This window comes from Mesorhizobium sp. ZC-5, assembly GCF_025753855.1.
GTDB lineage: Bacteria > Pseudomonadota > Alphaproteobacteria > Rhizobiales > Rhizobiaceae > Neomesorhizobium.
In genome coordinates, this window is record NZ_JAOWPT010000009.1 from 196,691 (window position 1) to 212,904 (window position 16,214).

Annotated in this window: 20 protein-coding genes; 2 read left to right on the plus strand and 18 right to left on the minus strand. The window is 62.4% G+C overall.

Features of this window, described 5'->3' with window-relative positions; genetic code table 11:
• Window positions 1-7 precede the first annotated feature (7 nt).
• From pqqE to OHD58_RS21850, 9 genes are all read right to left on the minus strand, one after another.
• Window positions 8-1,144, minus strand: a complete 1,137-nt coding sequence (gene pqqE / locus OHD58_RS21810; RefSeq protein WP_263805575.1) for a pyrroloquinoline quinone biosynthesis protein PqqE — start codon at window positions 1,142-1,144, stop codon at window positions 8-10.
• A complete protein-coding gene (pqqD, locus tag OHD58_RS21815) occupies window positions 1,141-1,437 on the minus strand; it encodes a pyrroloquinoline quinone biosynthesis peptide chaperone PqqD (protein ID WP_263805576.1) in 297 nt (98 codons plus the stop codon). The genes pqqE and pqqD overlap by 4 nt, the downstream gene beginning before the upstream one ends.
• The gene (pqqC, locus tag OHD58_RS21820; RefSeq protein ID WP_263805577.1) at window positions 1,434-2,195 is read right to left on the minus strand and encodes a pyrroloquinoline-quinone synthase PqqC; all 762 of its coding nucleotides are present in this window, start codon (window positions 2,193-2,195) and stop codon (window positions 1,434-1,436) included. Before pqqC ends, pqqD begins: the two co-directional genes overlap by 4 nt.
• Window positions 2,192-3,127 carry a pyrroloquinoline quinone biosynthesis protein PqqB gene (pqqB, locus tag OHD58_RS21825; protein ID WP_263805612.1) on the minus strand — a complete coding sequence of 312 codons (936 nt, stop codon included), beginning with the start codon at window positions 3,125-3,127 and terminating at the stop codon, window positions 2,192-2,194. The genes pqqC and pqqB overlap by 4 nt, the downstream gene beginning before the upstream one ends.
• A gap of 160 nt (window positions 3,128-3,287) precedes the next feature.
• Window positions 3,288-3,497 carry a hypothetical protein gene (locus tag OHD58_RS21830; protein ID WP_263805578.1) on the minus strand — a complete coding sequence of 70 codons (210 nt, stop codon included), beginning with the start codon at window positions 3,495-3,497 and terminating at the stop codon, window positions 3,288-3,290.
• A complete protein-coding gene (locus OHD58_RS21835) occupies window positions 3,494-4,063 on the minus strand; it encodes a PQQ-dependent catabolism-associated CXXCW motif protein (RefSeq protein WP_263805579.1) in 570 nt (189 codons plus the stop codon). Before OHD58_RS21835 ends, OHD58_RS21830 begins: the two co-directional genes overlap by 4 nt.
• Window positions 4,064-4,118: 55 nt before the next feature.
• A complete protein-coding gene (locus tag OHD58_RS21840; protein WP_412177268.1) occupies window positions 4,119-4,982 on the minus strand; it encodes a substrate-binding domain-containing protein in 864 nt (287 codons plus the stop codon).
• Window positions 4,983-4,985: 3 nt separating this feature from the next.
• On the minus strand, window positions 4,986-5,513 hold the full coding sequence (locus OHD58_RS21845; protein WP_263805580.1) for a c-type cytochrome, methanol metabolism-related: 528 nt from the start codon (window positions 5,511-5,513) through the stop codon (window positions 4,986-4,988).
• A gap of 180 nt (window positions 5,514-5,693) precedes the next feature.
• Window positions 5,694-7,469 carry a methanol/ethanol family PQQ-dependent dehydrogenase gene (locus tag OHD58_RS21850; RefSeq protein ID WP_412177273.1) on the minus strand — a complete coding sequence of 592 codons (1,776 nt, stop codon included), beginning with the start codon at window positions 7,467-7,469 and terminating at the stop codon, window positions 5,694-5,696.
• 781 nt (window positions 7,470-8,250) lie between these two features.
• Here OHD58_RS21850 and OHD58_RS21855 point away from each other — a divergent pair.
• Entirely contained in the window at window positions 8,251-8,598 is a 348-nt protein-coding gene (locus tag OHD58_RS21855; RefSeq protein WP_263805582.1) for a hypothetical protein, read from the plus strand.
• A 142-nt stretch (window positions 8,599-8,740) separates the two neighbouring features.
• Here OHD58_RS21855 and OHD58_RS21860 read toward each other — a convergent pair whose 3' ends face one another.
• The 6 genes from OHD58_RS21860 to OHD58_RS21885 form a co-directional block, all read right to left on the minus strand.
• Window positions 8,741-9,601 (minus strand): quinoprotein dehydrogenase-associated SoxYZ-like carrier, encoded by an 861-nt coding sequence (locus OHD58_RS21860; protein WP_263805583.1) that lies wholly within the window; start codon window positions 9,599-9,601, stop codon window positions 8,741-8,743.
• A 102-nt stretch (window positions 9,602-9,703) separates the two neighbouring features.
• Window positions 9,704-10,675: a quinoprotein relay system zinc metallohydrolase 2 gene (locus tag OHD58_RS21865; RefSeq protein WP_263805585.1), complete on the minus strand. Its 972-nt coding sequence runs from the start codon at window positions 10,673-10,675 to the stop codon at window positions 9,704-9,706.
• 13 nt (window positions 10,676-10,688) lie between these two features.
• Window positions 10,689-11,429 carry an ABC transporter ATP-binding protein gene (locus tag OHD58_RS21870; RefSeq protein ID WP_263805615.1) on the minus strand — a complete coding sequence of 247 codons (741 nt, stop codon included), beginning with the start codon at window positions 11,427-11,429 and terminating at the stop codon, window positions 10,689-10,691.
• Window positions 11,398-12,207, minus strand: a complete 810-nt coding sequence (locus OHD58_RS21875; RefSeq protein ID WP_263805587.1) for an ABC transporter permease — start codon at window positions 12,205-12,207, stop codon at window positions 11,398-11,400. The genes OHD58_RS21870 and OHD58_RS21875 overlap by 32 nt, the downstream gene beginning before the upstream one ends.
• Window positions 12,204-13,199, minus strand: coding sequence for an ABC transporter substrate-binding protein (locus tag OHD58_RS21880; protein ID WP_263805588.1), 996 nt, complete (start codon window positions 13,197-13,199; stop codon window positions 12,204-12,206). Before OHD58_RS21880 ends, OHD58_RS21875 begins: the two co-directional genes overlap by 4 nt.
• Window positions 13,200-13,244: 45 nt before the next feature.
• On the minus strand, window positions 13,245-13,454 hold the full coding sequence (locus tag OHD58_RS21885; RefSeq protein ID WP_263805589.1) for a hypothetical protein: 210 nt from the start codon (window positions 13,452-13,454) through the stop codon (window positions 13,245-13,247).
• A gap of 350 nt (window positions 13,455-13,804) precedes the next feature.
• Here OHD58_RS21885 and OHD58_RS21890 point away from each other — a divergent pair, with 350 nt between their 5' ends.
• Window positions 13,805-14,182 (plus strand): c-type cytochrome, encoded by a 378-nt coding sequence (locus tag OHD58_RS21890; RefSeq protein WP_263805591.1) that lies wholly within the window; start codon window positions 13,805-13,807, stop codon window positions 14,180-14,182.
• 60 nt (window positions 14,183-14,242) lie between these two features.
• Here OHD58_RS21890 and gph read toward each other — a convergent pair whose 3' ends face one another.
• The 3 genes from gph to rpe are packed head-to-tail and all read right to left on the minus strand — an operon-like array spanning window position 14,243 to window position 16,206.
• Window positions 14,243-14,944 (minus strand): phosphoglycolate phosphatase, encoded by a 702-nt coding sequence (gph, locus tag OHD58_RS21895; protein WP_263805592.1) that lies wholly within the window; start codon window positions 14,942-14,944, stop codon window positions 14,243-14,245.
• Entirely contained in the window at window positions 14,941-15,498 is a 558-nt protein-coding gene (locus tag OHD58_RS21900; protein WP_263805593.1) for a thioredoxin family protein, read from the minus strand. The genes gph and OHD58_RS21900 overlap by 4 nt, the downstream gene beginning before the upstream one ends.
• Before the next feature lie 21 nt (window positions 15,499-15,519).
• Entirely contained in the window at window positions 15,520-16,206 is a 687-nt protein-coding gene (rpe, locus tag OHD58_RS21905; protein ID WP_263805594.1) for a ribulose-phosphate 3-epimerase, read from the minus strand.
• Between the last annotated feature and the right edge of the window lie 8 nt (window positions 16,207-16,214).

The following is a 16,214-nucleotide window of genomic DNA, read 5'->3' on the forward strand; positions in this document are numbered from 1 at the left end:
GAGAGAATCAAGCCAGCTGGGTTGTAGCGGCGATGCGGCGATAGATGAAGCTTTCTTCCGGCCTGCCGCCGTTTTCCCGGTCGGCGCGGGCGCTGGCCAGCGCATCCTCGATCAGCATGCCCATGCGTGCATGCACCGGCGATTTCACGCAGGCAGGGTCGGTCGCCGCCGGGTCGCCGGCGATCGCCATCGCCTGGCAGCGGCAGCCGCCCCAGTCGAGTTCGCGCCGCTCGCAGCCACGGCACGGCTCCTGCATCCAGTCGGTGCCACGGAAGGCGTTGAAGGCCGGCGAGTCCGTCCAGATTTCTGCCAGCGAGCGATCGCCGAACCGTTCGAAGGTCAGCGTGCGGATGGTGTGGGCCGCGTGGCAGGGCAGGACGGTGCCGTCCGGCGCCACCATGAAGGCGTCACGCGCCCAGCCGCCCATGCAGGGCTTCGGATAGATGGCGAAATAGTCCGGCGTGACGAAGTCGATGTTGAGGATGCCGGTGAGCCGCTCCTGGGCTTCCTCGACGATCGCCACTTGGCGCTCCACGGCGGCGCGGTCGGGCATCAGCGCGTCGCGGTTGACCAGCGCCCAGCCGGAATACTGCACATTGGCGATCTCCAGCCGCTCGGCGCCGAGCGACAGCGCCAGTTCGATGAAATCCGGCACTTCCTCGATGTTGTGGCGGTGGATCGGCGCGTTGATGGTGAGCGGGAGGCCGGCTGCGCGCACGCGCCGCGCCGTCTCCAGCTTCTTCTGGTGGCCGCCGCGATGGTTGCCGATGCGCTCGGTCGTTTCGGCATGCGCGCCCTGGAAGCTCAATTGCACGTGGTCCAGCCCGGCTTCGGCCAGCGCTTGCATGCGGCCTTCGGCGATGCCGACGCCCGCCGTGATGAGGTTGGTATAGACGCCGCGCGATGAGAGCCCGGCGACCAGCTGTTCGAGATCGCGGCGCAAGGTCGGCTCACCGCCGGAAAGGTGGACCTGCAGAACGCCGAGGTCGGCGGCCTGGCGGAACAGATACAGCCAGGTTTCCGTGTCGAGTTCGCGGTTGGCCTTCATCAGCTCGGTCGGGTTCGAACAGTACGGGCATTGCAGCGGGCAGCGGTGGGTCAGTTCCGCCAGCATGCCGATGGGAGGAAGCAGCGGTTCGCTCATGGCCTCACCAGTAGTTTGTTGGCCCATTCCTGCAGGAACGCGGTCACGTCTCCCGTCATTTCATCTTCCGGCGCGTCGTATTCGGTGGCGAGCGAAGAGATGATCGCGCTGACCGGCGAGCGGCCGTCGCAGCGGTTGAGGATGGCAAGGCTGACCTCGTTCGGCCAGAAGACGCGTTCCGGCGACAGCACCGCATAGGCCTGCCTCACGGGATCGAACTGGATGCGGACATGGTTCGGCAGCGACGGCGTCGAGTCGAGCGATATCAGGGCGCGTTCGCGCAGGGCGATCATCGCGCATCCTCCGGCCGGAAAGCGCCCGGCGGGACGTTTTTCTCGCCTTCGCCATAGGCATGCTGGAGCGCATCAAGCATGGCCCAGAGGATATCACATTTGAACACCAGCGCGTTGATTACCTGCTGCTGCCGTTCCGGCGTATCGGCATGTTGCCTGACGTAAGCCAGCGCGAAGTCGGAATCGCGTGACGCCTGGTCGGGGCGTTTCGTGAAATAGGCCAGCGTGTCTTCGGTGATGTAATCGTATTTTGCCAGCATTGCCGGCACCCGTTCGCCGATGATCACCGGCGAGAACAATTCCGTCAGCGACGAGGCGACGGCTTCGAGCAGCGAACGATTGGCGCAGAACGAGACATAGGCGCCGACCGCGAAGCGTGTCGCCGGCAATGCCTGGCGCTCGCTCTTGACCATGTCGGCATCGAGACCGAGCGACGTGGCGAGGTGGAGCCAGCGGGCGATGCCGCCGCTCCAGCCGTCGTCTCCGTCGTGGTCTTCGATGCGCTTGCGCCACTCGGCTCGGAAAGCCGGATCCTCGGCTCGTGCGAGGACCGTTGCATCCTTGCGCGGAATGACGGCCTGGTAGCAGTAGCGGTTGAGCGCCCACGCCTGCATCTCGCCTTTGGTCAGGTCGCCGCTGGTCATCCGATGGTGATAGGGGTGGCGGTTGTGGTAGCGTTCGGCGCCGACCTGGCGCAGCACCGCCTCCAATTCCACGGGCGAGAGGCCATTCTTCGCGGCATCGTGGAAATCACTCACAGTTCGATCTCCATGCCGTCATTGGCCACTTCCCAGCCGGCAGCCCGGACCGCAGCATGCTCGGGCGAATTCTCGTCGAGAACGGGGTTGGTGTTGTTGATGTGGACTAAGATGCGGCGGCCGATCTCGAGACCGGCAAGCGCGGCGATCGAACCGGCCTCACCCGACATCGCCAGATGCCCCATCCGCTGCCCGGTTTTCTGGCCGACACCGGCGGTCATCATCTCGTCGTCGGTGAAGACCGTCCCATCGAAGAGCAGGCATGCGGCACCGGCCAGCCGCTGTCTCAATTCATCGTCGACCCGTGCGCAACCAGGCACGTAGAACAGCGATGCGCGCCCGGGACCGCCGGCGAGGCGGACGGCGATCGTATCGCCTTTTTCCGACCCGTAGTTGGCGTCGGGTTTGCTGGCGTCTTCGAGAAAGAGAGCGACCTTTCCCGGCACCGCGAAAGCCTCGATGCGAACGCCGGTTTTCGTGCCGTCGGCATCGGAGATCTCGAATTCACCGTCCCGCAACTGCCGCCTCGGCACGATCGCCGGGTCCAGCACGCTGAAAATCGGATTGGCGGCAAGTACTGCCAGCACCTGCGCCGTCGCGTAGATCGCAAAAGGCTGGCGCTCGCGCAGGCTGAGCAGTCCGGCGATGTGGTCGACATCGGCGTTGGTGAGCACCACGGCCTTGATCGGGCTGGAGCGCAAAGGCGCGTCGGCGGAAGGCTGAAGTTCCGGCGTCTCGGCTATTTGCTGGCGGATATCGGGGGAGGCGTTGAACAGCACCCAGGCCTTTCCATCCGCCGAGGCGGCAAGGCTGGATTGTGTGCGCGAATGAACTCCCGCCGCGCCGGCGCGCGCAGCCCGGCTCAGCCGGTAATTGCAGTTCCACTGCGGAAATCCGCCGCCGGCCGCTGATCCGACGATCTTCACGCGCATGGCATTGTCCGTCTTGCGAAATTCCGGCTCGCTGATGGCGACGGCGGCCGAAAGAATCCCGTGCCCTGCGAAGTGGCTCGTCATGATCTATGAGGGCAGGCTAGCGCGTGCCCCTGTTGCCAGGGGCACGCGCCTTACGGCCTACTTCTTGGGAGTAATTTCAGCAGGCAGATACCGTGAAATCTCCATGCCCGCTGCTACCTGGCACATGGTCGGCTTTTTCCAGCTTTTCTTCATTCATTCCTCCTGTTGTACCGGCCCGGAGGCCGATCTTTTCCTTTTCCTGGCCGCTGCTTGGCACCTTGTGCAACGGCCCGTCCAAATGGACAAATGAAACAGAACGTACTGAAAATAGGGAAATCAAAGTCACTGTAGCAATTTCTGCGTGGCCTCATCGTATGGTTTGCTCTCGACGACCGGCAGGCCGGCCTTCTCCCACCCATCGGCGCCGGCCGGATACCAGATGACGGAGGTATAGCCCCACTCGATCGCCCGCTTGGCGGCGTTCCACGACATCCAGCAGTTGGTCATGCAATAGAACAGCACCGTCTGCGCCTTGGTCTTGGCATGCGCCGCGAGGCCGTTGCGGAAATAATTCGCGGTCTCTTCGGTAATCGCGCCGTAACCGACATTCGGCAGCCAGACGCTGCCGGCGATGCCGATCCTCACCTTGTCGCGCCAGATCGTTCCGGCCGGCAGGTTGGCCGGCTTCGGCACGTTCGGCATGACGTCGAAGAACACCGCGCTCTTGTCCCGCCACAGCGCCTGTGCCTCCTCGGTGGTCACCACCCTGGCGCCCTGCAGAGTATTCGGTACCGGCGAACGATACTCGTCCATGCGGTAGCCGGCAGGCTCGGCGACTTCGCCGGCCCATATAGGTTTCACTGCGCTCAAGAGGCTCGCAGCCAGAAACAAAACCGTGACCTTTCCTCTCATTACCGTCGGCGTTTCTCGTTTCCTCCGGCCGGTTCGATCCGGCCCGGGGTGGCTATCATTGCGTGATCGGCCGATCCTGTTCGTCGACCAGCGGCACATTGTAGTCGAGCAGGATCCTGTTGATCTCGGCCTGGTTCTCCTTGATCACCTTGTTGAGGAGGCGCTTCCATTCCTGGTCGGAGGGGCGCACGCCCATGGTGATGCGGTAGCTCATGCGCGATCCGGTCTTTTCCTTCAGCAACGGAATGGCTGTCAGGTTGGTGCCCGATTCCTTGATGTAGTACCCCGCCATCGGTCCCCACAGGATCGCGGCGTCGATGTAATCGCTCTGCAGATCCTTGAGCATGACCTCGGCCATCGACGGGGCAAAGCGCGTGTCGACCATCAGCGGATAGACCTTCGCCGTCTTCATCAGGTCGGCCTTGGCCATGTTCGAGGCGGGTGGCGTGCTCTGCACGATGCCGACGCGCTTGCCGGCGAGTTTCGGATCCTCGATCGTCTCGACGCCGTCGAGGCTGCCGCCCTTCTTGTAGACCAGCACGTAGGTCGAGCGGTAATAGGCATTGGTGTTCTGCACCAGCTCGTCACCCTGGGCATAACCCATGATGATATCGCAGCGATTTGCCCCCAGCGTGTTGCGGACAAATCCGGTGACCATCGGGAACCAGGTATAGGCGACCGACTTGCGGCCGGTCTTTTCGGCGACCAGTTCGGCCAGCTTGCTTTCGAAACCTTTGCCGTTTTCGTCGCTGAACGGCATGTTGGAAGGGTCCGCGCAGACGCGCAGCACATCCGGATCGACCAGTTCGCCAGCGGCGCCGAGACCGGCGCCCTGCGAAAACGCGGATGCCGGGACTAGCGCCAGCATCAGCGTCAGCGGCGCGATATGGTCAAAACGGCGGCGTTTGCGAGCCGGCATCGATCATCCTCCCATGCAGGATGCTTCGGCATCCTTGGCGGCTTGTGGCTTGTCGGCCTTCTTGGGCGGGCGGCCCCTTGGCGCGGCTTCGACGGCGCGTGCCCGCAGATAGACGTAGAGATCGTCCATGTAGCAATAAACGTTCTTGTTGTCGCCGAAGGCAGGCATGACGCTTTCCTTGCCGCCGCCGACATTCTTGCGGCCCTCGGCAACGACTGAAAGGAAGGTGGCGTAGTCCATGTTCTTCATCGATTTTGCCAAGGCGGGGGCGTAGCTCGAACCGACACCATCGGGGCCGTGGCAGACATGGCAGTCCGAATGATAACGGCGGTAGCCGCTGAACGTGTACCAGTCGACCGTGCCGTCAGCCTCGATCTTAAACGTCGGATTTCCGTCCGCATCGAACCACTTGCCGTCCTCTTCCGTTACTGCGGCGGCCTTTTCCTTGGTGTCTTGCGCATAGGCCAAACCGGCGCCTGTCAGCGGGAGACAAACCAGGGCAAGAACCGAAACTGTTTTCCGAAGGGACATGCGTAACCTCTTTCCATTCGCCACGGACCCAGCGTTGCTGTCGCGATGCGGCGTTGACAGTGCGTTGTGATTGCGCGGCGAAATCGAGAGCCCGGGTCGGGTGTGCCGGGTGTCCGGGCTCTCGTTTCTCTCAAGCCTGCCGTCTTTTACAAGACCTCGGCGCAGTTATGGTTCCCGGGTTTATTCCGGGAGCGCAAAGACGGTGAGCTGTCCGCCCAACGTCGTGTAGTCGGCGAGTGCCGCGTAGCCACCGACCGCTCCGAGGCCGGCCGTCGAGACGGAAGCCGCCTCTTCGCCCGGGGCCCGTTCGCCGGCCACCGCAGTCTGCCAGGCCGCAGCGTTCTCAGGCGCAAGCAACCCGCCGGCGAGACCGATGCCGGCCCAGCCGCCAACACCCGACAGGACGGCGATGTATTGCTTGCCGCCATGTTCGTACGTGTTGATGTTGCCGATGATGCCGGACGGGGTCTTGAACTTGTAGAGTTCCTTGCCGTCAGGGCCGACCGCCTTGATGTAGCCTTCCAGCGTTCCGTAGAACACGACGTCGCCGGCTGTCGCCAACGCGCCGGACCATACGGAGAACTGCTCCGGCACCGACCAGACGATTTCACCCTTGGCGGCGTCCCAGGCGATGAAGTTGCCCATGCCGCCATGGCTGTTCGGTGTGGGATACATCGACACGGTCGCGCCGACGTAAGGCTGGCCGGCCGTATAGCTTACCTTGTATGGCTCATAGTCCATGCAGACGTGGTTCGTCGGCACATAGAACAGACCGGTTTTCGGCGAGTAAGCTGCCGGCTGCTGGTCCTTGGTTCCCAACGCGGCCGGGCAGATGCCGGTCGAGTTGACGTCTTCGCCGTTCTGCTGGGTCGAATACTGGGCCACGACCTGCGGACGGCCATACTGGTCGCTGTCCTTGTCCATGTTGACTTCGGTCGCCCAGTTCACCGTCGGGTCGTATTTCTTGGCGACGAGAAGTTCGCCCGAATTACGGTCCATCGTATAGGCGAAGCCGTTGCGGTCGAAGTGGACGAGCACGTCGTGCTTGGCACCGTTGACGTCCATGCCGTCGACGAGGATCATCTCGTTGACGCCGTCATAGTCCCATTCGTCGTGCGGGGTCATCTGATAGACCCACTTGGTCATGCCGGTATCCGCATCGCGTGCGAATATGGTCATCGACCAGCGGTTGTCACCCGGGCGCTGAACAGGGTTCCAGGTCGATGGATTGCCGCTGCCGTAGAACACCAGGTTCGACTTCGGATCGTAGGCATACCAGCCCCAGGTCGCGCCGCCGCCGGTTTTCCACTGATCGCCTTCCCAGGTGCCGATGCCGGAGTCCTTGCCGACCGGCTTGCCGAGATGGGTGGTCTTCTCGGGGTCCATCAGCGTGTCGGCGTCGGGACCCATCGAATAGCCCTTCCAGGCCAGCGAGCCGTCCTTCAGGTTGTAGGCCGCGACCCAGCCACGAACGCCGAATTCACCGCCCGAGATGCCGACGATGACCTTGTCCTTGACGACGATCGGAGCATGAGTTCCGGATTCGCCCTTGCCGCCGTCGGTCTGTTCGCCGTTCTTGATCGACCAGACGACCTTGCCGGTCTTGGCGTCGAGCGCCGTGACCATCGTATCGGCCTGGTTGAGGATGATCTTGCCGTCGCCATAGGCAACGCCGCGATTGACCGTGTCGCAGCACATGATCGGAATAACGTTCGGATCCTGCTTCGGTTCGTATTTCCAGAGGATCTTGCCGTCATTGTTGAGATCGAGCGCATAGACGATATTGGGGAACGGCGTGTGCACATACATCACGTCGCCGATCACAAGCGGGCCGCCTTCATGGCCGCGCAGCACGCCAGTGGAGAACGTCCACTTGACCTGCAGATCCTTCACATTGTCCTTGGTGATCTGATCAAGGTTCGAATAACGGGTGTTGGCATAATCGCCCGTCGGCATTGCCCAGTTCTTGGGGTCGGAAGCAAGTTTCTGCAGATCGTCGTTGGCCGATACTCCGTAAGCCGTGGCGCATGTGAGCAACGCCGCGGTCGATAGGCTGTAGATGGTATTTTTGAGTACACGCATTCGATATCCTCCCGGGGTTCACAATCAGGAATCGACCGTTGAGCCCACAAGGGCTTGCCCAAGCGATTCATGTGGTGGGAAGTATTTCCGGCAGCGTGTCACGACCTAAGCCAGATGAGCAGAGGGCACCATTACTGCCCACCCACTTGGCCTACGAAAGACAGTCGCCGCTCCCTATGACGGTGACGCCCTTTGAAGCCGGAAACAGGGAAAGGCTATGTCATTAAAAACCGGGGTGCAAGCAAAAACGCCCCTTTCTTTGTGCGTTGCAGCAAACAAATAGTGCGCCGCAAAATAATACAAATAATCCCTCAAAAAACGGCATGCTTGCTTGGTGATGAAGTCTCGTGAAATGGCTGCGGAAACTTGAAAGCAAGTCAGGCATGTATTTATTCTCGAATCTAAAGGCTTATTATTATTGTTTGATTCAACACAGCTCTGGCGGTTTGCGTTCCCCCCGATTACGACATGACGATACGGAACGACGTCTGCGCCATGCAGGTTTTCGGTGGTGCAACTGCGCGGAAAAAAAGGCGGAACGAGGTGGCCAAATCGCGTTTCGGAAGCCTCGCTCCATCATCCTCCTTTGGTCCTATATGGCAAGTTGACTGTCCCGTTTGTTTGTCGCCAACTGGGCCGAAATGGAGGTTTGATCATGAGAGGATCGATTGCCGGCGCGATTCTGAGCCTTGCGCTCGCCGCCCCACAGAATGCCGCCGCCCAGGCGGCCGCGCACTACCCTACAGCGACGCTCGCCGAATACGTGCTCGGCTGCATGCGCTCCAACGGCCAGACACGCGACATGCTGGAGCGTTGTTCGTGCTCGATCGACGTCATCGCGTCGATCATCCCGTACGACCACTACGTCACCGCCGAGACGTTCAAGCGCATGTCGCAGACGACGGGTGAAAAGAGCGGGCTGTTCCGCGAGAGCGCGCCCGCCAAGGCCGCCGGCAGCGAGCTGAAGCGCGCCCAGGCGGAAGCCGAGATACGCTGCTTCTAATATCGTGTGTCCTTCAGCAACGTATCAATAGTCGCCGACATCGCAGGGTTGGCGGTGGCACCAACGGCCCTCATGCTGAGGTGCAAGCTCGCCCTCGAAGATTTGCTGTAAGACTGACGGCGAGCCTCGAAGGACGCACCAATCAGAGCCCCGCGGCTTCCAGCGGCCATTGATCCTGGAACACCTTTCCGTCGGTGTCGGTCGCCTCGACCTTGATCTCGCCGGGGCCATTGGCCTTGAAGTCGAAGCGGAAGTTGGGATCCTCGGAGATCGAGATGCCGCCCTCCATGGCGAGGATCAGCTTGTCATCCTGCGAAATAGACAGTTTCTGGACGAAATGCGCCGGGATGAAGTACTGGGTGATAGGGTCGCGCTGAAATCCCGAATTGTTGGGGTGCCGGATCATCAACTGCAGTTCCTGCACCTGGCTCATCGCCGGCTCGGGAAATTGCCTGAGCTTCATCTTGCCCATCGACGCCATTGCTTCGTCGGTGTTCTTGACCGCCGGAGCCGAACAGCCTCCCGACGCCTTGACGAAGGTCTGCGTCATGTGGAGCTGGCCGCTGCCGGTTTCGGCAATGGCACGCAGCCATGAATAGTCATTGACGCGTACGCGCGTCGAAATATGGGTGACGCCCGCATCCTTGCCGAGCGTGAAGGTCGCCGCCAGCGGCGCCGGGTTGACGTCGATGATCAGCGTCACCGCCTTTACGCCGTCCGGCGCCTTGGCGGGGTCAATGTAGATGTCGACGGGAACAAGTGCGGCGTCCTGCGCGCGCTTGGGCGCTTCGATCCTGACCAGGCCGGTGTCCGATATGATCTGCCGCTCGCCGAAAACGTCGCCCTTGAAACTGGCCCAGATCTTGTCCGAGGAGGCCATGGTCTGTTGGGCGCCGGCGATATCCGTCGATCCACCGAGCAGCGCGAAGGCGACGGCAGCGATGGCCAAAGAATAGGATATCGGCGAGAACCAGCGCCGGTTCGTGAGAGCTTGGCTCTTCATGTTCATTGCCTCCACCGATGTGAAAGGTGGTGCCCAGGCTGGATTACCCATAATCCTTCGCGCGAAGGTTGGCAAATTACGCTCTCGTGAACCCGCTCCCTGCTACTCCCACTCCAGCTCGGCATAGGCGGCGGTGGCGTTGCGCCCATTGTAGTCGTCAAACAGCGCCCAGTTGCCGCGTTCGCCAAGCCCGGCGGTCTGCACCGCCTTGTCGAGCGGAACACCGTCGGCGATCGCCTTGCGGAGGTCGCCTGCCAGCACCTCGAAATACCGCCTCTCGTCCTCCAGTGCCTGCGGCCATGCCGATGGCACCGGTCCGTGGCCGGGCACGGTGACGGCGGCGTCGATAGCCGCTAGTTCGTCGAGCTGTCGCATCCAGCCGAGCAGCGAGCCGTCAAGCGTCGGCAGATGGCCCATGAACACGAGGTCGCCGGCAAAAAACGTCCGTGTTGCCGGGTCGTAGGCGGTGAGATCGTTGTCGGTGTGCGCGGCCTTCCAGGCGCGCAGTTCCAGTTTGCGACCGCCGAGATCGAGTTCCAGCCGATCGTCGACCGTCTGCGTTGGTGGCACGATCTCGATGCCTTGCATCAACGCGTCGCCGATCTGGCGGTGATAACTTTGCAGGTAGAAATCGCCGCGGGCCGCCAGTGCGCGCGGCAAATTGCGGTGGCCGACGATGGTGGCGCCGATGTCGCGAAACGCTGCGTTGCCGAAGATGTGGTCGGGATGCATGTGGGTGTTGACGAGATATCGGACCGGTTTGTCGGTGACCTCCTTTATCGCCGCGAGGAAGGCGCGTGCCTCGACCATGCTGCCGCCGCTGTCGACGGCCGCCGCCGCTTCATCGCCGACCACCAGCCCGACATTGCAGATGGCGCCCTGGTTGGCGTCGGTCATCAGCTCATTGACCCCGCCGAAGGCGTAGACGCCGTCGGCTACTTCTTTAAGGGCGAATTTTGCTCCCGTACCGGCCGCATACGACGCATGACTGAGGCAGCAGGGAAGCACGGCGGCGCCGGCCCCGATGCAGGCGAAACCCTTGATCAGTCTGCGGCGGAAAAGATCGGTGGGCATCGCTCGCTCCGCCTCAAACCGCGCCGGGGAACTTCTGGTGAAATGAGCGCAGAAGATCGCTCATCACCTGTGGATTGCGATAGTGCCTGGGCAGCCTGACGTCGAAATAGCCGATCACATGCGCCGGTCGCGGCGACAGAACGATGATGCGGTCCGACAGCATCATAGCCTCGCGCAGATTGTGGGTGACCATCAGTGCCGTCGTCGGCCGCGCCGACCATACGCTGAGCAGCAGGTGGCGCAGCCGTTCGGCCGTCTGCTCGTCGAGCGAGACGAATGGCTCGTCGAGGAAAAGCACCGCCGGTTCGGTGGCGAACGCCCGGGCAAGTGCTGCCCGGCGCGCCAGCCCGAGTGACAGTTCGGACGGGAACAGCGTGCGCATGTCGGAAAGGCCGAGCGTCTTGAACAGCCTGTCGAGGTCGACGCCACGCATGTCTTTTGGCAAAGCCAGCCGCACGTTCTGCTCGACAGTACGCCAAGGCAGCAGCGTCGGTTCCTGGAACACCACGGCGGTGCGGTTTCCGCCGCCGACCGGCATCTGGAAAGAACCTTGAAAATCGCGATCGAGGCCGAGAAGGATGCGCAGTGTCGTCGACTTGCCGCAACCCGACGGTCCGAGCAAGCAGGCGAATTCGCCTTGCCGCACCTCGAAGGACAGCTCTTTCAGCGCCGTCACCGAGACGCCTTCAGCGGATTTGAAAGTCTTCTCGGCGATGTCGACCCTAAGCGGGACGCCGGCGCCAACGGGTTGCATGTCGTTCAAGGGGCTGCACCAGAAGGAGTTCGATAACCAGCATCACGGCGACGAAGGCCAGTGTGTAGGCAAGGATAGCGGCAACGTCGAAAAGCTGGAAATAGAGATAGATCTGGAAGCCGACGCCGTTGGAGCGGCCGAGCAGTTCCACCACCAGAACGATCTTCCAGATCAGCGCGATGCCGGAGCGGGAAGCCGCGGCGATGTAAGGCTGCAACTGGGGCAGGATGACATGGCGCAGCCGGTCGAGCGGGCTGAAGCGGTAGATCGTCGCCATTTCGGCATAGCGCGGATCGAAGGCGCGGGCGCCTTCGCGCATGGTAACGACGACATTGGGGATCTTGTTGACGGCGACCGCGCCGATTGCCGCCGCCTCGTTCAGCCCGAACCAGATATAGGCCAGAACGATGATGACCAGCGCCGGAATGTTGAGAAACAGGATCACCCAGGGATTGAAGAAGCGATCCGCGCGGCGGTAGCTGCCGAGCAGCACGCCGATCACCGATCCGAGCACCATGGCGACGACGAAGGACGCGGCAACGCGGGCCAGCGTCACGCCGAGATGGTAGGGGAGCTCACCGCTGGCGCCATCCTGCACCAGCACCTGCCACACGGCTTGCGGCGGCGGAAAGGCACGGCTCGGCCACAGCGTGGCGGCGAGGCTCCAAAGGACAAGCAAGCCGAGCAGCGACGCGATCACCGTCAGCGCGGGCAGGGCAGGAGCAAGGCTCGACGTCGGGCGATGCGCCGGCGTCCCGGTGCCGTCTGGCTGGTTCATTTCGCCAGATCCGGCCAGAACGTGCCAGGCGCCATTTCGGTGGCGGAACCGACGAGCTTCTCGCCGCCGATCTCAGCCAGGATGCCATAGAGCTTTGCGGCATCGGCCTGCTCTTCGGCTGCCCCACGCCTCGGAATGCCTTCGCGATAGCGGTCGCGCAGCACTTCGAGTTCCTTGCCTTCTGCCTTCATCAGCGGCGCGAGGCGCAGCCATTCCTCGTCGGATTTGGCCAGTAAGTCCTTGGCCGCCGCCGAAGCCTTGGCGAACCCCAATGCCGTCTCGTGGTTTTCGGCCGCCCATTTGTCGTGAAAGACATAACCCAAAGCGGAAACGTCGCCCGTAGCGCCAAGCGCCCGGGCGGCATCATTGGCGCTGATCACCCGGCGAAACCCGTTGGCTTCGAGCCGCGCGCAGAAATGCCAGAAATTCAGGACGGCATCGAGTTCGCCCTGCATGGCCTTTTCGGAAATCAGCGGCGGCGCGCCGAACACGATTTCGTTTTCTACAACGATATCAAAGCCATGGTCGCGTTTGGTCAGGGCTTGAATCAGCAACCAGCTCTTGTCGAGCGGCCCACCGGTAACACCGATCTTCCTTGCTTTCAGGTCGGGAACCGACTTGATCGGCGATTCCTGCTTGACCATGATGGCGCCGACGGCGGTCGAGTAGGGGATCAGCGTCACATCGCTGCCCTCGGTGCGCTGGCGCGAAACCCACAGCCAGTCGGACACGATGATGTCGATCTCGCCGGCCAGCATGGCGACATTGGTGGCGTCCTCGCCGGCGAAATTGACGACCTCCAGGTCGAAGCCGTTCGCCGCGTCGAACCGGTGGTGTTTCAGCGCATCGAGTTCCCAGCTCACCGTGCCGAACTTCAGTGCGCCGATGCGTGCCTTGCCGGCTGAGGCATAGGCGCGGCAGCCGCGTGCAAAAACGGCAGCGGCCGTGCCGGCGGCCATCATTGCGAGCGTGTCGCGTCTGGATATGGTCATTTTTCGCGTCTCCTCCCAAAGACGGGTCAGGGGCCAGTTTGCCGGTCAGATATCACGCCCATGGTCCGGAAGGGCGCATTTCCAGCGCACTACCTTGCGGCCGGGATGTTCGCCAATCCATTTCGCGATCTCCGCAGGCGCGAGGAACATGCATTGGTTCAGCGAGCCGCGGCTTTCGAAATAGAGATGTTCGTCCCGGCAACTGCTTGGATTTGCGATCAGGCAAACCGTCAGCACGAGATCGACCATGTCCATGACAGCACCTTTCGACGCCTTGAGGCGATTATCCCAACCTCGGCGCGACTCGCCCAGGATAAGATCGATAGTGGCTGGTTTAGCTCAAGGTGCCCGATGAGAAACCGCAAGGGAAAGCTAATGTTTCCGCCAGAGGTCGTCAACAATAACGGCGCGATGGGCGGTGTGACCCTTCGTACCGTTGACTTCCTGTGGTCCCAGTCTAGCTTCACACGGCATGCAGGCGCCGCGGTCCGGCAACCCACATGACGGACAGCCCGCTTGCCCGCACAAAAGCGCATTCCGGCGGGTCGATGCATCGGCGTGCGTAAAAAATCGTCAGGGCACCCAGACGATCGAGAGGAAACGTCATGCGCGTAATCGCATTTTTTGCTGCCTTATCCATAGCGGGCCTGTCGGCCGGGCAGTCGTTGGCCCAGGACGCGGCGGCCGGGGAAAAAGTCTTTGCCAAATGCAAGGCCTGCCATGTCGTTGAAGACGACAAGAACAAGATCGGGCCGTCCCTGAAAGGTCTGTTCGGCCGGACTGCGGGCACGCATCCTGGCTTCAAATATTCCAAGGCGATGATCGATGCCGGCGCAGCCGGCCTGGTATGGGACGAGGCAAAACTCAAGGAATACCTGCACAGCCCGAAGGCCATGGTGAAGGGCACCAAGATGGCTTTTGCCGGGCTCAAGGACGATACCGACATCGTCAATCTGGAAGCCTATCTCAAGCAGTTCCCTTGATCGCAGTCGCGATCCGCGCACCGGGCCAGTCGGCCCGGGCAAAGATCTCCATGACAAAACTTATGCGGCGCTGCGCAGCCCGTTCAGTGCCGCCTGCAGGTCCAACAGGCTGTTGCAGACGAGATCAGCGCCCAGCAGTTCAGCCGGCTGTTGGGTATAACCGCCCCGGATGATGATCACTGGCATGTTCGCGGCACGCGCAGCCTCCACGTCGGTGACGCTGTCGCCGACCATCAGCGCATCCTGCGGCTCGACCTTCAACCTATCGAGAGCCAGCAGCAAGGCATCCGGGGCCGGCTTCTTGCGCGTCACCGCATCGCCGCCGACGATAGCGCCAAGCCGTTCGGCGATCCCGAAATGCAGCAGCACCTCGCGGGTTGCAAGCTGCGGCTTGTTGGTCACCACGCCCATGCGGACACCAGCGACATGCAACTGCGCCAGTGCTTCCGCCGCGCCCGGCATCAGCCGCGTCAGCCGCGTCGTGTGGCGCCGGTAGATCGGCGCCATCTCGCGATTGGCCTGCTCGAACTCGGCCGCCGAAAGGGGCGTGCCGACAGCGGCAAAGGCGCGTTCGAGGAGCTTTTCGACGCCGTTGCCGATCATCGCGGTGACCTGCGCAACCGTCAGGGACGGCAAGCCTCGCCCGGCGAGCAGTTCGTTGACGGCGGCGGCGATGTCGGCTGCCGAATCGACGAGCGTCCCGTCGAGATCGAACAGGATCGCCTTGGGCATCCGCAATGTGGTCGCGGCACCGTTGCTCATGCGGGTTCCTTCCATTTGATCGAACAGCCGATGGAGGCGATCTGGTCTTGCGGTCCGTTGCCGGTGCGGGCGACCTGCTTCATCGCCTCGAAGAGGTCGCGGCGGAGGTTTTCAGCGCCCGCCTCCTTGCGGGAGGCGTCGAGCCGGCCGCGATATTGCAAAGTCAGGTCGCTGTTGAAGCCGAAGAAATCCGGCGTGCAGGCGGCCTTGTAGGCTGCGGCAACCTTCTGGTCCTCGTCGTAGAGGTAGGGGAAGGAAAACCCGTGGGAGGCGGCGAACAGCTTCATGTTGTCGAAGGAATCCTCCGGATAGCTGCCGGCGTCATTGGAACTTATGGCGACGAAGCCGATGCCTTCCTTCTTCAGGTCAGCGGCGTCGCGCGCGATGCGGGCGATCACCGCTTTCACATAGGGGCAGTGGTTGCAGATGAAGGCCACGACCAGGCCGTTCGGTCCGGCCTGCCCGAGGATGGAATGCTGCTTGCCATCGACGCCGGGCAAGGTGGCGTCGACCGCCGGCCAGCCGAAATCGCAGACGGGTGGGTTTGAAGCCATTGTCGTCTCCTGAAACGGACCTTACGCCGCCTTGCGGATGGCGCCGTCGGCGGCGCTGCGGATGGCGGAAATGTTGGCGCGGTAAGCCTCGGTGCCGCCGCCCTTGAACACCGCCGAGCCGGCGACCAGCACGTTGGCGCCGGCGGCGGTGACCAGCGGTGCTGTTTCAGGCGTGACGCCGCCGTCGATCTCGATATCGATCGGCCGGCTGCCGATCAGCGCCTTGACCCGCTTCACCTTCTCGATGACGGCTGGAATGAAGGCCTGGCCGCCGAAACCCGGATTGACGGTCATCAGCAGCACGAGATCGAGCCGGTCGAGTACATATTCGATGACGCTTTCGGGTGTCGAAGGGTTGAGCGAGACGCCGGCCTTCTTGCCGAGATTCCTGATCGCCTGCAGCGAGCGGTCGAGATGCGGTCCGGCTTCGGCATGCACCGTGATGATGTCGCAGCCCGCATCGGCGAACGCGGCAAGATACGGATCAGCCGGGGTAATCATCAGATGGCAGTCGAAGGTCTTGTCGGTACGGTTGCGGATCGACTTGATGATCTGCGGCCCGAAGGTGATGTTGGGCACGAAATGGCCGTCCATCACGTCGAGATGGATCCAGTCGGCGCCTGCGGCGACGACTGCCTCGACTTCTTCGCCAAGCCGCGAAAAATCCGACGACAGGACTGAGGGCGCGATGATGCTGCGGGAGGTCATGTCTCGTT

Excerpts from the sequence above, each read along its gene's own strand:
- OHD58_RS21855 (WP_263805582.1), top strand. The coding sequence starts at position 8,251 with ATGAGAGGATCGATTGCCGGCGCGATTCTGAGCCTTGCGCTCGCCGCC.
- gph (WP_263805592.1), bottom strand. The coding sequence starts at position 14,944 with ATGAGCAACGGTGCCGCGACCACATTGCGGATGCCCAAGGCGATCCTG.
- OHD58_RS21870 (WP_263805615.1), bottom strand. The coding sequence starts at position 11,429 with ATGCAACCCGTTGGCGCCGGCGTCCCGCTTAGGGTCGACATCGCCGAG.
- OHD58_RS21880 (WP_263805588.1), bottom strand. The coding sequence starts at position 13,199 with ATGACCATATCCAGACGCGACACGCTCGCAATGATGGCCGCCGGCACG.
- rpe (WP_263805594.1), bottom strand. The coding sequence starts at position 16,206 with ATGACCTCCCGCAGCATCATCGCGCCCTCAGTCCTGTCGTCGGATTTT.
- OHD58_RS21875 (WP_263805587.1), bottom strand. The coding sequence starts at position 12,207 with ATGAACCAGCCAGACGGCACCGGGACGCCGGCGCATCGCCCGACGTCG.
- OHD58_RS21885 (WP_263805589.1), bottom strand. The coding sequence starts at position 13,454 with ATGGACATGGTCGATCTCGTGCTGACGGTTTGCCTGATCGCAAATCCA.
- OHD58_RS21900 (WP_263805593.1), bottom strand. The coding sequence starts at position 15,498 with ATGGCTTCAAACCCACCCGTCTGCGATTTCGGCTGGCCGGCGGTCGAC.
- pqqB (WP_263805612.1), bottom strand. The coding sequence starts at position 3,127 with ATGCGCGTGAAGATCGTCGGATCAGCGGCCGGCGGCGGATTTCCGCAG.
- OHD58_RS21865 (WP_263805585.1), bottom strand. The coding sequence starts at position 10,675 with ATGCCCACCGATCTTTTCCGCCGCAGACTGATCAAGGGTTTCGCCTGC.
- OHD58_RS21845 (WP_263805580.1), bottom strand. The coding sequence starts at position 5,513 with ATGTCCCTTCGGAAAACAGTTTCGGTTCTTGCCCTGGTTTGTCTCCCG.
- OHD58_RS21850 (WP_412177273.1), bottom strand. The coding sequence starts at position 7,469 with ATGCCGACGGGCGATTATGCCAACACCCGTTATTCGAACCTTGATCAG.
- OHD58_RS21890 (WP_263805591.1), top strand. The coding sequence starts at position 13,805 with ATGCGCGTAATCGCATTTTTTGCTGCCTTATCCATAGCGGGCCTGTCG.
- OHD58_RS21835 (WP_263805579.1), bottom strand. The coding sequence starts at position 4,063 with ATGAGAGGAAAGGTCACGGTTTTGTTTCTGGCTGCGAGCCTCTTGAGC.
- OHD58_RS21860 (WP_263805583.1), bottom strand. The coding sequence starts at position 9,601 with ATGAAGAGCCAAGCTCTCACGAACCGGCGCTGGTTCTCGCCGATATCC.
- pqqD (WP_263805576.1), bottom strand. The coding sequence starts at position 1,437 with ATGATCGCCCTGCGCGAACGCGCCCTGATATCGCTCGACTCGACGCCG.
- OHD58_RS21840 (WP_412177268.1), bottom strand. The coding sequence starts at position 4,982 with ATGCCGGCTCGCAAACGCCGCCGTTTTGACCATATCGCGCCGCTGACG.
- pqqE (WP_263805575.1), bottom strand. The coding sequence starts at position 1,144 with ATGAGCGAACCGCTGCTTCCTCCCATCGGCATGCTGGCGGAACTGACC.